The organism is Endoryza foliicola (genome assembly GCF_050589245.1).
Lineage (GTDB): Bacteria > Bacteroidota > Bacteroidia > Chitinophagales > Chitinophagaceae > Endoryza > Endoryza foliicola.
On the sequence record NZ_JBOBEW010000002.1, the window covers coordinates 166956 to 179710 of the forward strand.

Here is a 12755-nt window from a genome sequence, read left to right on the forward strand (position 1 = left end):
TTCGAAATTATGAGTGGAGCAAAAAAGAAAGAGAGTTTTTTTGAACAAGACGGAGGTGTTACAGGCCAGTATAAAAACTGGTTTCTTGATTATGCCTCTTATGTAATATTGGAGCGTGCAGTTCCTGCTGTTGAAGATGGATTGAAACCGGTTCAACGCCGAATCTTGCATGCGATGAAGGAAATGGACGATGGCCGTTTCAACAAAGTGGCCAATATTATTGGTCAGGCAATGCAATACCACCCGCATGGCGATGCAAGTATCGGTGATGCTTTGGTGAATTTAGGGCAGAAAGACCTTCTAATAGAAACTCAAGGTAACTGGGGGGATGTTCGCACCGGTATGGATGCTGCAGCGCCTCGTTACATTGAGGCTCGGTTGTCTAAATTTGCCCTTGAAGTTGCGTTTAATGCTAAAACCACTGAATGGCAATTAAGCTACGATGGAAGAAAAAATGAACCGGTAACCTTACCGATGAAATTTCCTTTGCTACTAGCACAAGGTGCCGACGGTATTGCAGTAGGCTTATCCACAAAACTTCTCCCTCACAACTTTATCGAACTCATTGACGCATCAATCAAACATTTGCGAGGTAAACGATTTGAATTGTACCCCGACTTTCAAACAGGCGGGATGGCCGATGTGAGTATGTACAACGACGGAAAGAGAGGCGGAAAAGTGAGAGTTAGAGCTAAAATTGAGGAACTTGATAAGAAGACCTTGGTGATTCGTGATGTTCCTTACGGTGTTACCACCACGCAATTGATGGAGTCTATTGTAAAAGCAAATGACCAAGGTAAAATCAAGATCAAAAAAGTTACCGACTATACCGGCGCCGATATAGAAATTCATATTGAACTAGCTGCCGGCATTTCACCTGATATCACCATTGATGCCCTTTACGCATTTACCGATTGCGAAGTAAGCATCTCTCCAAATGCCTGTGTTATTGCAGATCAAAAACCTCAGTTTCTTGGCGTAAGCGATCTCTTGAGAATTTCAGTTGACAATACCAAAGATCTCCTTCAGAAAGAATTGGAGATCAAACTAGCCGAACTGAACGATAAATGGCATTACACTTCCTTGGAAAAAATATTCTTCGAAGAAAAGATTTATAAAGAACTCGAAAAGAAGCATGCAACCTGGGACAAAGTGTTAGAAGCTATTGCCGATGCTTTTGTTCCCTTCAGAAAGAAACTGAAAAGAGATATTACCCGCGAAGACATTGTAAAACTGACAGAAAAGCCCGTTAGAAGAATTTATAAGCTTGATATCGACGAGTTAAACGCCCAAATCAAAGGCTTGGAAGATGCCATCAAACAAGTGAAACATGATCTTGCAAACTTGGTCGATTTTGCCGTGGCTTATTATGAAAATTTGAAAGCCAAATACGGTAAAGGACGCGAGCGTAAAACAGAATTAAAAGCTTTTGAAGCCATCCAAGCCAAACAAGTGGCCATTGCGAATGCAAAATTGTATGTGAATAGAGAAGACGGATTTGTTGGAACCGGCTTGAAGAAAGATGAATTTGTAGCAGACTGCTCCGATTTAGATGATGTGATCGTATTTACCCGTCGCGGAATTATGAAAGTGGTAAAGGTTTCTGACAAAAGCTATATCGGAAAAGACATCATTCACGTAGCCATTTTCCAGAAAAACGATGAACGCACTACTTACAACATGGTGTATTCAGATGGAAAATCGGGCGTTAGCTTTGCGAAAAGATTCAATGTTACGGGAGTTACTCGCGACAAAGAATACGATCTTACAAAAGGAGAGGAAAAAAGCAAAGTGAACTATTTCTCAGTGAATCCAAATGGAGAAGCTGAAATTGTAAAAGTATTGCTGAGCCCAAATTGTACCGCTAGAAATAAGGAATTCGATTTTTATTTCGAAGAAATTGAGATCAAGGGAAGAACTTCCATTGGAAACCAGGTTACTAAGTACCCGATCAAAAGTGTGAAATTCAAGGAAGCAGGTAAATCAACCTTGAGTGGCAAAAAATTATGGTTCGATGATCAGTTCGGAAGGTTGAATACAGAAGCGAAAGGGGAGTACCTCGGGACCTTCGATCCGGAAGAACGGATCCTCGTTTTCTACAATGATGGGTACTATGAAATCATTGATCAAGAATTGACACAGAAAATTGATGCTGAAAAAGTAATTCTCATTGAAAAATTCGATCCCGATTGCATCGTTTCAGCCATCTACCTCGATAAGAAGAACTTGCAATACAATGTAAAACGTTTCAAAATTGAAACCACTACATTAAAGAATAAATTCTTCTTTATCAAAGAGGGTGATGGAAATGTACTCGAAGCTGTAACAACGGATGCTGAGCCTATTTTAGGTGTTCAGCAAGGCAGAGGCGACCAAGTTCGCAAATCGAAATTCAAGATTGATAAAGTAGTTGAAATCATGGGTTGGAAGGCTGTAGGAGCGAAACTGTTGGATTACAGTAAATCGGTTCAAATGAATTGGGAACAAAAAAGCAAAAAACCTGACATGCCCGAGTTATTCTAACTTATTTTCTTAAAGCCGGTGAAATCGTTTCCCGGCTTATTTTTTTTCTAATTCTTACTACAGCATTCTGCGACAAGTTGCTCGAAAGAAATTCTTCATAGCGTAACGAGCCATCCGTGATAATCATCAATGCAGTATTGGGCGGATTAGTGCCTAAATTCTCCGCCATCATCGTGATCTCTTGTACCGGATGACGATCGTCGAAAACAAGGTAAAGATTCAATGCGCGGGTTGAAATCTCTCTTTTGATCAAAACCGGTTGTTGGTTTACGAATACTGTTATGCTATCACCATCAATATCTCCGTTATCATAAAAGCTAATCTTTACGGAATCGCCATACACCTCAATTTCTCTGCTGTAGATATTAGTTCTAGAACGTAAGTTCGAGATCAAAGCTCTTATTTCTTCCGACTGTTCTGGTTTTTTTAGAGGTACTGCTGTTGTTTCTGAAGGTGTAGGAGTCGTATTCACCACGGTTTCCTCATCTTGAGGCTTCCATATTTTCTTAATCGAACTCGCCCATTCGGCTTCCGGCTCGCGGCTTTCGTCGGTATTCAAAGTCAGTTTCACTTTAAGTTCAGGACAAGTGTATTTATAGCGCGCATCACTAACAAAATAGCCTCTTATTAAACTATTAACCTGTGAAACCATCAAGGTGCCTACGAACCGCATAGCGCATTCACCGGCGGCTGAACTGGTAGAAGAATAGTGAAGCACGGGGAATTCATCTAATTGAATTTGGCGGGTAGTTTTGTCGTATTCCCCTCTAATGAAGAAACTTTGATACGTGTCTTTGAAATAATAGCCCAGGGTTCCGGTAACAGACTCGCCTCTTTGCACCAAATGCATTTCCACCAAGTAGTTGCTGATGGAATTGCCGGAATTTACTTCGGCTTTCCCATACCAAGCTCCTTGGAGACTCTGGGCTGAAATAGGGCAGGCCCACAGGGACAATAGGATTAAGTATACAACACGCTTCATCTAGACCAAGGTAGAGAAAAAATCAGGCCATGAAGCAGCCCAGCAAAGCGTTTCGTCGAATTCTTTTTGTGGGAATTTATAAATAATTCATAACCAATTGTAAACAAAAACCCTTAGTGGAAAATAGGGGAGAATTGTTAATAAAATTGCGGAAACTACGATAGTAAAAGGAGCTTTTAACTTATGGAGTTTTTACTTCAAAAAGCGCTTCATTTCTCGCTCTGCGTCTTTTTTCTTGATGGTTTCACGTTTGTCGTAGTCTTTCTTTCCTCTTGCCAAGCCAATACTCATTTTGGCGAGTCCTTTTTCATTGAAGTAAATCTTAACCGGAACAATAGTAAACCCTTTTTCTTTCATTTTGGCTTGCAATTTCCGGAGTTCTTTTTTGGTAAGAAGGAGCTTGCGATCATGAACTGCAATGTGATTATTGGTAGTGCCAAAACGATATTCAGCGATATGAAGATTACGAACCCAGAGTTCGTCTTTGAAGAATAAGCAAAAACTGTCGGCAAAGTTCACCTTTCCTTCCCGAATCGATTTTACCTCAGTACCAACCAGTACCATTCCCGCCTCAAACGTGTCATCAATGAAATAGTCATGATACACGGATCTATTTTGTATTGCCATAATTGAAGGCTACAAAGTTAAGGACATTGGCGGAAGTATAGCTTATGTCCATATCTGGTATCCCAATTACTGCTCGAGCTATCCACAATAAGAATCTTCAGGTTCGTTACTTTACAGCTATCTCTGTATATTTGACAGATGGTGTCCATATTTTGAACCCAAGCACTGTCTACGTTCGTTTTGATTACCAATGTATCATTGAAGTACGACATAACGAATGCTTGCAATTCGGGCTTCGACCACAAGAATTGCTCGGTTCTGTTGAAACACAAAGGGAAAGGCATCTCTTTCTCGATGGAGGTCGCTACATTCATCCAATAGAAAACCCCCAGAATAACTGCGATTACTATGATTCTTTTCATTGAACCCCTCTTTTTTTAAGTACTAGAAATGCAAGGAAAGCTGAAACTACCATGTAGATTAAATCACCCAAATCAATAAGGCCAATCTCATAATTTCCTTGAGCGAATTCGATAAAAGACAGAAGAAACGTACAAATTGCTGCTGCTTCCCAAGCTTTGTTTTTTCCTAAAAAGGCCAAAGTAAATGTCAATGAATACGCCCAGCACATATCCGTGAAATGATAAAGAATCCAGTAACGACCCCAAAAAGGAGGCAATTCCATCCAGCGATGCTTGATGCCTAATAGCGTATGCAATCGGGTAACGGGCACGCGAAACAGCACGTAAATAAGAACTCCCGCTAGAAGCGGGAGCAAAATATGAAGCCAGTTTATCAGTTTCGTTTTGTTCATTAGTTTTTAAATAATGAGAAAACGGTTGCAAGTTTGTCTTTTAATTCTTTGCGTTGTACAATGAAATCCAAAAAGCCATGCTCTAACAAGAACTCACTTCTTTGGAATCCTTCCGGAAGGTCCTTTTTTATAGTTTCCTTAATAACGCGTGGGCCTGCAAAACCGATTAACGCGCCGGGCTCAGCAATATTCAAATCACCCAACATTCCAAAAGAGGCCGAGATACCACCAAAAGACGGATCTGTTAAGAAAGAGATATAAGGAATCTTGGCGTCGGATAATTGAGACAGTTTTCCCGACACTTTTGCCAGCTGCATCAATGAGAAGGCACTTTCCATCATCCGCGCACCACCCGATTTACAAATGATCATAAGTGGAGCTTTTATTTGGATAGAAAGATCCACAGCTCGTGCAATTCTTTCACCCATTACGCTTCCCAAGGAACCTCCGATGAACTCGAAATCCATACAAGCCACCACTAGGTCTTCACCTTTCACCTTTCCCTTACCCACTCGGATAGAATCGGTAATATCCGTTTTCTTCCAAGTTTCCTCTAATCGTTTCTGGTACGATTTCAAATCGGTAAAACCTAAGAAGTCTTTTGCTCGAATTTCCTCAAACAACACTTCGTATTGACTGTCGTCGAATAATATTTCGAAATACTCGGAACTTCCGATTCTATGATGGTAATTACATTTCGGACAAACGAATAATTGCTCGCGCAAGTCGTTTACGGTACAAATGTAGCCGCACTCGGGGCATTTGCTCCAAAGTCCTTCGGGTGTTTCTTTTTTCTCGGCAGTGCTGGTTAAGATACCTTTTTTGATACGCTTGAACCAACTGTTCTTGGTTTCTTCCGATTTACCATCTTCTCCTGCCAAATTTGCTTCAAAATCCTCTTCGTGTCTCATGCGGTTGAGATTTGGGGAGCTAAGATACGCATTTTACAATAAGTGAGCACGATTATGGTGGGAAGCTTGTGAAATATAAAGTTTCAATTCATCTGTGATTTTTCGCTGGCCTACCTTAATTTTGTGGAAATTTTAAAGTTTTTGATAACTAATTCGCAAGGAAACTGTTATAAAAGCGTTCTTAAGCAATTGTTATCAGAAAATTTGTTGACAAAGAGACGATTACCTTGCATTCTACAGGTACTCACTCAGAAAAACATAAAGCTTTTCAAATGAAATGGTCTGAAGTATTCAATTCGTCCGTAGGTAAGAAGCTCGTAATGGCGCTCACCGGTCTTTTCCTCATCAGTTTCTTGATTGTTCACGCCGGAATCAATGCCTGTATTTGGGCAATGGATGGCGGTGAAATGTTCAACAAAGCAGCTCATTTTATGGGAGCTACCGTTGTTATCAGAATTATGGAAATCGGACTCTTCATTGGATTCCTGATCCATATTTTCCAAGGATTGTCTTTGGAACTACAAAACCGTGCTAAACGAAAAGTTGGCTACGCAGTTGAATTAGGAAACAAAGGAAGCAAGTGGTACAGCCGCAGCATGGGTCTTTTAGGCACCATTTTATTAATTTTCTTGATCATTCACTGGAAACATTTTTGGATCCCCAGTCGTTTTACTGGTGTAGAAGAAGTGACTTTATCAAACGGAGTTACTACACATAATATGTTCGCTTTGATGCAGTCTACATTCAGTGAGTTGTGGGTGGTTATAGTATATGTATTGGCTTGCGTTTCTTTGTGCTGGCACCTTATTCACGGATTTCAAAGTGCGTTTAGAACAATGGGTGTTCACAACGATCGCTTCCTTTCTTTGTTAAACTCGGTAGGTATTGGCTACTCGGTGATCATTTCATTGGCCTTCGCCATGATGCCGGTAACCATGTACTTGGGTTGGGTTAGTTAAGATTGAGTAATGAGCACCGCTGCTAGAGCAGCCAAACTTTAACAATAGTTCTCTTATTACAAACAATTATCTAAGTTGGCATCTGTTAAAAAGATCCACTTAATCATAAACCATCATTGAATTATGCTTAATTCAAAAATTCCAGCAGGTCCCCTCGAACAAAAATGGGTCGATTACAAAGGTCATTGTAAACTCGTTAACCCTGCAAACAAGCGTAAATTGGAAGTGATTGTAGTAGGTACCGGTTTGGCCGGAGCATCTGCTGCCGCATCTCTCGGTGAACTAGGATATCGTGTGAAAGCTTTTTGCTTCCAAGATAGCCCTCGTCGTGCTCACAGTATCGCTGCACAAGGTGGTATCAACGCCGCTAAGAACTATCAAAACGATGGTGATAGCGTGTTCCGCCTGTTCTATGATACCATTAAAGGAGGCGATTACCGCGCTCGTGAAGCAAACGTACACCGTTTAGCAGAAGTGAGTGTGAACATCATCGACCAATGCGTGGCTCAAGGAGTTCCCTTTGCACGCGAATATGGTGGTTTGTTGAACAACCGTTCTTTCGGCGGTACTCAAGTTAAACGTACTTTCTACGCTGCAGGTCAAACAGGCCAGCAGCTACTAATAGGTGCCTACCAAGCTTTAGAGCGCCAGGTAGCACTGGGTAACGTGAAAATGTATACGCGTCATGAAATGCTTGAAATTGTTAAGATTGATGGCAAAGCACGCGGAATTATTGCACGCGACTTGGTATCTGGTAAACTAGAGCGCCATTTTGGTCATGCTGTATTGCTTTGTACCGGCGGATACGGAAACGTTTTCTACCTCAGTACAAACGCCATGGGTAGCAACGTTACAGCAGCTTGGAAAGCACACAAACAAGGAGCTTTCTTTGGCAACCCTTGCTTTACTCAAATTCACCCAACTTGTATTCCTGTTTCCGGCGATCACCAATCTAAATTGACCTTGATGTCTGAGTCGCTTCGTAACGACGGACGTATCTGGGTTCCTAAAAAGAAAGATGATAACCGCAAACCAAACGATATTCCTGAAGAAGAAAGAGATTATTACCTCGAACGTCGTTATCCGGCTTTCGGTAACCTCGTTCCTCGCGACGTGGCCTCTCGTGCTGCAAAAGAGCGTTGTGATGCAGGTTATGGTGTAGGTACCACAAAACAAGCCGTATACTTGGATTTCCGTTCTAACCTGATCAACAAATACGGTAGAGCGGAAGCAAACAAGCGCGGTATCGAAAATCCCGATGAAGCTACATTGGTGGCCTTGGGTAAAGAAGTTGTAAAAGAAGAGTACGGTAACCTTTTCGATATGTACGAAAAGATCACCGGCGAAAACCCATATGAAGTGCCAATGCGCATTTATCCGGCCGTACACTATACTATGGGTGGATTGTGGGTTGACTACGAACTAATGACAACAGTGAAAGGATTGTATGCATTAGGTGAAGCAAATTTCAGTGATCACGGAGCAAACCGTTTAGGAGCTTCTGCACTGATGCAAGGTTTAGCCGATGGCTATTTCGTAATTCCTTATACCATTGGTAACTACCTCGCCGATGAAATTGCAGTAAAACCAATTTCTACAGATCATGAAGCCTTCGTTGCTGCTGAAAAAGAAGTGAACGAGCGCATCAATACTTTAATGAATATCAAAGGATCACAAACTGTAGAAAGCTTCCACAAACGCTTGGGTAAAATTATGTGGGAGAAATGCGGTATGGCTCGCAATGAACAAGGATTGAAAGAAGCCATTGCTGAAATTCAAGCTTTGAAGAAGGAATTCTGGAGCGATGTGAGAATCCCCGGAGACATCAACGAATACAACCCTGAATTGGATAAAGCCGGTCGTGTTGCCGATTTCATCGAATTGGGTGAATTGATGTGCTTAGATGCTTTGAATAGAAACGAAAGCTGTGGTGGACACTTCCGCGAGGAAAGTCAAACTGAAGAGGGCGAAGCAAAACGTGATGATGCAAATTATTCTTATGTGGCTGCTTGGGAATTCAAAGGCAACCATGAATGGAACCTGCATAAGGAAGAGTTGAGCTTTGAAGTAGCGAAGCCGAGTCAGAGAAGCTATAAATAATTAATAATTAAAAATTGATAATTAATAATTGGGGGCAGACTTGTAAGTGAAGTGAAGCACATATGCATTCTAATGAATTCTGATGCTTTATGAAGTAGTTCTCTCATTTGCTAATTGACAAACTTTCAAATTAACCAATTAATAAGACATGGAACAGACAATCAATGTCACACTTCGCGTTTGGAGACAGAAAAATGCAAATACGGATGGTAAATTCGAATCGTATCCGGTTTCGAATGTATCAACTGAAATGTCTTTCCTTGAAATGATCGATGTGTTGAACGAACAATTGATCAAAGAAGGAAAAGATCCAATTGCATTCGATCACGACTGCCGCGAAGGGATCTGTGGTATGTGTTCAATGTATATCAATGGACGCCCACATGGTCCTTGGCATGCAAACACAACTTGTCAATTGCACATGCGTGCCTATAAAGATGGCGATACCATCACGGTTGAACCTTGGAGAGCCAATTCTTTCCCTGTTATCAAAGACTTAGTTGTTGACCGCTCTGCTTTCGACCGCATTATTCAAGCAGGTGGATACATTTCAGTTAACACCGGTAACGCAGTAGACGCAAACGCTGTTCCAGTTGAAAAGCAAAAGGCAGATTCAGCCTTTGCTGCAGCAGCTTGTATCGGTTGTGGAGCTTGCGTAGCCGCATGTAAGAACTCTTCTGCAATGCTTTTTGTATCTGCAAAGGTTTCTCACCTTTCTTTGCTACCTCAAGGTGCGCCTGAACGCAAAACACGTGTAATGAATATGATCGCTCAAATGGATAAAGAAGGCTTTGGAGCATGTACAAATACAGGCGCCTGTGAAGCGGTTTGTCCTAAGGAAATTTCCATCAGCAATATCGCACGATTGAACCAAGAATACCTCTCATCTAGTTTCACAACTGCCGAATAAGAGTTTCTTGTAAGTAAATAAAAAAACCGAGTTCTTGATGGACTCGGTTTTTTATTGATATAGTATTGATTACTCTTCTGTAATATCGTATTGCTCTCGTTTTAGCCCTATGTAAACTCGGAAACGGATGCCAATTTGATTGTAACTGATGCCATTGAAATTTAGTACCTGATAACCAAGTCCCAAGCCCATTACTGTCTCCGGACCGTAAATATCAGCTCCAATAGTAAGCCCACCGTTTGCACCGCTTTCTTTAATGCTGCCAAACCTATTGTACCTGTAACCAGCTTCAGGATTCACCCAGAATGTTTTATTGAAATTGTATCGAATTCCGGGATTGAGCAGCAATTGTTGCTGATTGTCGTATCGAGCGCGTGGATCCGCAGAATTCACATAGCTCTTGCCTTGCCACCAGCTGTACACCCCGCGTCCGGTAATCGTCCAATGATCGTCTATATGATACCAAATGCCTATTTCTGGCCCAAAACCAAATGAGGCATATTTTTTCCAATCTCCTTGCGGAAGATCGCCGCTTACTCCCAGTGAAAAAACGAGGTCTTTTTGAAAGCTTACTTCTTTTGATTTCTGAATTCGATCGGCTGCAAAGTGTTTTGGTGCATCTTGTGCATAAACATTGGTAAATTGCACCATAACAAACAATAATAACAGCATATTTACTTTTCTATACATAAGCAGAATTTCGACTACAAAATAAAGAAAATATGTAGAACAAAGGTAGTTGGGGAAAATGTTCAGCGGTAAGTTCAATAATTGAAAAAATCCTATTTTAAAGTACGATTGCTAACTTAATGACTTTCAAAAATATGACTAGAACTTGCACCATCGGGCTGGTAGCTATATGTTTAATTTCAGCCTGTAAAGAACCCACATCAATGAACCATAAAAATTTTCAATGGCCCACCGGCTTTACCCCACCCGTTGCAGAGAAAAAAGACAAAGAGGTAGGAATGCATGGCGACAAGCGTAATGATGAGTACTATTGGATGAATGATTACTTTAAAAAAGGACCCGATAGCACCAAAGTGGTTCAGTACTTGGAAGCTGAAAATGCTTATCTCGATTCAATGACGTCGGGACTTAAAGGGTTCGAAGACAAGCTCTTCTCTGAATTGAAAGGAAGAATAAAAGAAAAAGATGAATCAGTACCTGTTTTGAACAATGGGTACTATTACTATTCTCGATTTGTAGAAGGAAAAGATTATTCGGTTTATTGCAGAAAGAAAGGCTCTTTAGATGCTCCGGAAGAAGTGTTATTGGATGTAAATAGAATGGCTGAAGGGCATAGTTATTATTCTGTAGCAGGATACGATGTGAGCCCGGACAATAAAATCATAGCATATGGTGTAGACACTGTTTCTCGTCGTCAATATGTGATACATTTCAAGAACTTGGAAACCGGCACTGAATACGCTGATTTAATCACCAATACCGACGGTGGAGTGGAATGGGCTAATGATAATAAAACGGTATTCTACACGCAGAACAACCCAACAACACTGTTATCTGAAAAGATCAAACGTCACACTTTGGGTACAGCTGCTTCATCCGACGCTGTTGTTTACCAAGAGAAAGACAACTCCAACTATATAGGTATTCTCAAAACAAAAAGTGAGAAATACATCATGATCTATTCCGGAGGTACCTTGAGTTCTGAAATGTGGTACCTCGATGCCGACAAGCCAATGGACGCATTTAAGTCCATTCAACCTAGGATGAAAAATGTGTTGTACAATGTGGATCATTGGAACGATAAGTTCTTGATCGTTACAAACAAAGATGCCATTAATTTCAAGTTGGTTGAAACCCCTGTCTCACAAACTGGTGTTGAAAACTGGAAAGATCTCATTCCTCATAATCCGAATGTATTACTGGAGGGTTTGGAAGTGTTCAAAGACTTTATGGTTGTTACAGAAAGGAAAGAAGGCCTACTACAATTGCGCATCAAAAACTGGAAAACAGGTCAAGAACATTATCTTGATTTTGGTGAACCTGCTTATACAGCCTACGTTGGTGCTAACTATGATTATAGTTCTACCACTCTTCGATACAATTACACTTCTCTCACTACTCCGAATTCTGTTTTTGATTATGATATGAATTCAAAAGTGAAGAAGTTGATGAAACAAACCGAGGTTTTGGGCGGGTTCAAAAAAGAAGACTATGTAACAGAGCGCATCTTTGCAACTTCAAGAGACGGAAAGAAAATTCCCATATCAATAGTTTACAAAAAAGGATTTGAAAAGAATGGTAAAGCTCCATTGTTAGAATATGCCTATGGCTCTTATGGATATAGTACCGATGCTGCTTTTAATAGAAATGCCTTGAGTTTGTTAGACCGAGGGTTTGCTTATGCAATAGCGCATATTAGAGGTGGCCAAGAAATGGGTCGTACTTGGTATGAAGATGGAAAGATGCAGAAAAAGCAAAACTCATTTAACGATTTTATCGATTGTGCTGAGTTTCTCATCAGTGAAAAATGGACCAGTAAAGACCATTTGTATGCGAATGGCGGAAGTGCAGGAGGGCTGCTAATGGGCGCCATTGTTACGCAGCGTCCTGATCTTTGGCACGGGGTTATTGCCGACGTTCCATTCGTAGACGTGGTAACAACTATGTTGGATGAATCCATTCCACTTACTTCAAACGAGTGGGACGAATGGGGGAATCCCAAAAACAAAGAAGATTATTTTTATATGAAATCCTATTCGCCTTACGATAATGTTGGTCCAATAAATTATCCTAATATGCTGGTTACTACTGGATTGCACGATTCGCAAGTGCAATACTTCGAACCGGCTAAATGGGTGGCGAGAATGCGTGCCAAAAAAACCGGGAACAACTTGTTGTTGTTCAAAACCAACATGAATGCAGGCCATGGAGGAGCTTCCGGAAGGTTTCAGCCTTTGAAAGAAACGGCCTTAAAGTACGCTTTCATTTTAGCTTTGGAAAACAAAGTGGAATAACATAA

General features: G+C 40.9%; 11 protein-coding genes. 5 read left to right on the forward strand and 6 right to left on the reverse strand.

The window, feature by feature from the left end; all coding sequences use genetic code 11:
- Window positions 1–9 precede the first annotated feature (9 nt).
- Window positions 10–2523, forward strand: a complete 2514-nt coding sequence (locus ACQ2HE_RS04665; RefSeq protein ID WP_430897893.1) for a DNA gyrase/topoisomerase IV subunit A — start codon at window positions 10–12, stop codon at window positions 2521–2523.
- A 1-nt stretch (window position 2524) separates the two neighbouring features.
- Here the strand turns inward: ACQ2HE_RS04665 and ACQ2HE_RS04670 are convergent, their stop codons facing one another.
- The 5 genes from ACQ2HE_RS04670 to accD form a co-directional block, all read right to left on the reverse strand.
- Window positions 2525–3505, reverse strand: coding sequence for a hypothetical protein (locus ACQ2HE_RS04670; RefSeq protein ID WP_430897891.1), 981 nt, complete (start codon window positions 3503–3505; stop codon window positions 2525–2527).
- A gap of 192 nt (window positions 3506–3697) precedes the next feature.
- Window positions 3698–4132, reverse strand: a complete 435-nt coding sequence (gene smpB, locus ACQ2HE_RS04675) for an SsrA-binding protein SmpB (protein WP_430897889.1) — start codon at window positions 4130–4132, stop codon at window positions 3698–3700.
- Window positions 4133–4149: 17 nt separating this feature from the next.
- Entirely contained in the window at window positions 4150–4494 is a 345-nt protein-coding gene (locus ACQ2HE_RS04680) for a hypothetical protein (RefSeq protein WP_430897887.1), read from the reverse strand.
- Window positions 4491–4886, reverse strand: a complete 396-nt coding sequence (locus ACQ2HE_RS04685; protein WP_430897885.1) for a hypothetical protein — start codon at window positions 4884–4886, stop codon at window positions 4491–4493. Before ACQ2HE_RS04685 ends, ACQ2HE_RS04680 begins: the two co-directional genes overlap by 4 nt.
- Entirely contained in the window at window positions 4886–5797 is a 912-nt protein-coding gene (gene accD, locus ACQ2HE_RS04690) for an acetyl-CoA carboxylase, carboxyltransferase subunit beta (RefSeq protein ID WP_430897883.1), read from the reverse strand. Before accD ends, ACQ2HE_RS04685 begins: the two co-directional genes overlap by 1 nt.
- 272 nt (window positions 5798–6069) lie before the next feature.
- Here accD and ACQ2HE_RS04695 point away from each other — a divergent pair, with 272 nt between their 5' ends.
- The 3 genes from ACQ2HE_RS04695 (at window position 6070) to ACQ2HE_RS04705 (ending at window position 9766) form a co-directional block, all read left to right on the forward strand.
- A complete protein-coding gene (locus ACQ2HE_RS04695; RefSeq protein ID WP_430897881.1) occupies window positions 6070–6756 on the forward strand; it encodes a succinate dehydrogenase cytochrome b subunit in 687 nt (228 codons plus the stop codon).
- 123 nt (window positions 6757–6879) lie between these two features.
- Window positions 6880–8856: a fumarate reductase/succinate dehydrogenase flavoprotein subunit gene (locus ACQ2HE_RS04700; RefSeq protein ID WP_430897879.1), complete on the forward strand. Its 1977-nt coding sequence runs from the start codon at window positions 6880–6882 to the stop codon at window positions 8854–8856.
- A gap of 148 nt (window positions 8857–9004) precedes the next feature.
- Complete coding sequence (locus ACQ2HE_RS04705; protein ID WP_430897877.1) at window positions 9005–9766, forward strand: succinate dehydrogenase/fumarate reductase iron-sulfur subunit; 762 nt, start codon at window positions 9005–9007, stop codon at window positions 9764–9766.
- A gap of 69 nt (window positions 9767–9835) precedes the next feature.
- On the opposite strand, the gene ACQ2HE_RS04710 is transcribed toward ACQ2HE_RS04705, so the two are convergent.
- On the reverse strand, window positions 9836–10456 hold the full coding sequence (locus ACQ2HE_RS04710) for a hypothetical protein (protein WP_430897875.1): 621 nt from the start codon (window positions 10454–10456) through the stop codon (window positions 9836–9838).
- Window positions 10457–10659: 203 nt separating this feature from the next.
- Between ACQ2HE_RS04710 and ACQ2HE_RS04715 the strand changes: the two genes are divergently transcribed.
- Window positions 10660–12750, forward strand: coding sequence for a S9 family peptidase (locus tag ACQ2HE_RS04715; protein WP_430897873.1), 2091 nt, complete (start codon window positions 10660–10662; stop codon window positions 12748–12750).
- The last annotated feature ends 5 nt before the right edge of the window (window positions 12751–12755 follow it).

What these genes read in the sequence shown, in the direction of transcription:
- ACQ2HE_RS04685 (WP_430897885.1), bottom strand. Translation starts at nt 4,886, where the DNA reads ATGAACAAAACGAAACTGATAAACTGGCTTCATATTTTGCTCCCGCTT.
- ACQ2HE_RS04710 (WP_430897875.1), bottom strand. Translation starts at nt 10,456, where the DNA reads ATGTATAGAAAAGTAAATATGCTGTTATTATTGTTTGTTATGGTGCAA.
- ACQ2HE_RS04695 (WP_430897881.1), top strand. Translation starts at nt 6,070, where the DNA reads ATGAAATGGTCTGAAGTATTCAATTCGTCCGTAGGTAAGAAGCTCGTA.
- ACQ2HE_RS04700 (WP_430897879.1), top strand. Translation starts at nt 6,880, where the DNA reads ATGCTTAATTCAAAAATTCCAGCAGGTCCCCTCGAACAAAAATGGGTC.
- smpB (WP_430897889.1), bottom strand. Translation starts at nt 4,132, where the DNA reads ATGGCAATACAAAATAGATCCGTGTATCATGACTATTTCATTGATGAC.
- ACQ2HE_RS04680 (WP_430897887.1), bottom strand. Translation starts at nt 4,494, where the DNA reads ATGAAAAGAATCATAGTAATCGCAGTTATTCTGGGGGTTTTCTATTGG.
- ACQ2HE_RS04715 (WP_430897873.1), top strand. Translation starts at nt 10,660, where the DNA reads ATGAACCATAAAAATTTTCAATGGCCCACCGGCTTTACCCCACCCGTT.
- ACQ2HE_RS04665 (WP_430897893.1), top strand. Translation starts at nt 10, where the DNA reads ATGAGTGGAGCAAAAAAGAAAGAGAGTTTTTTTGAACAAGACGGAGGT.
- ACQ2HE_RS04670 (WP_430897891.1), bottom strand. Translation starts at nt 3,505, where the DNA reads ATGAAGCGTGTTGTATACTTAATCCTATTGTCCCTGTGGGCCTGCCCT.
- accD (WP_430897883.1), bottom strand. Translation starts at nt 5,797, where the DNA reads ATGAGACACGAAGAGGATTTTGAAGCAAATTTGGCAGGAGAAGATGGT.
- ACQ2HE_RS04705 (WP_430897877.1), top strand. Translation starts at nt 9,005, where the DNA reads ATGGAACAGACAATCAATGTCACACTTCGCGTTTGGAGACAGAAAAAT.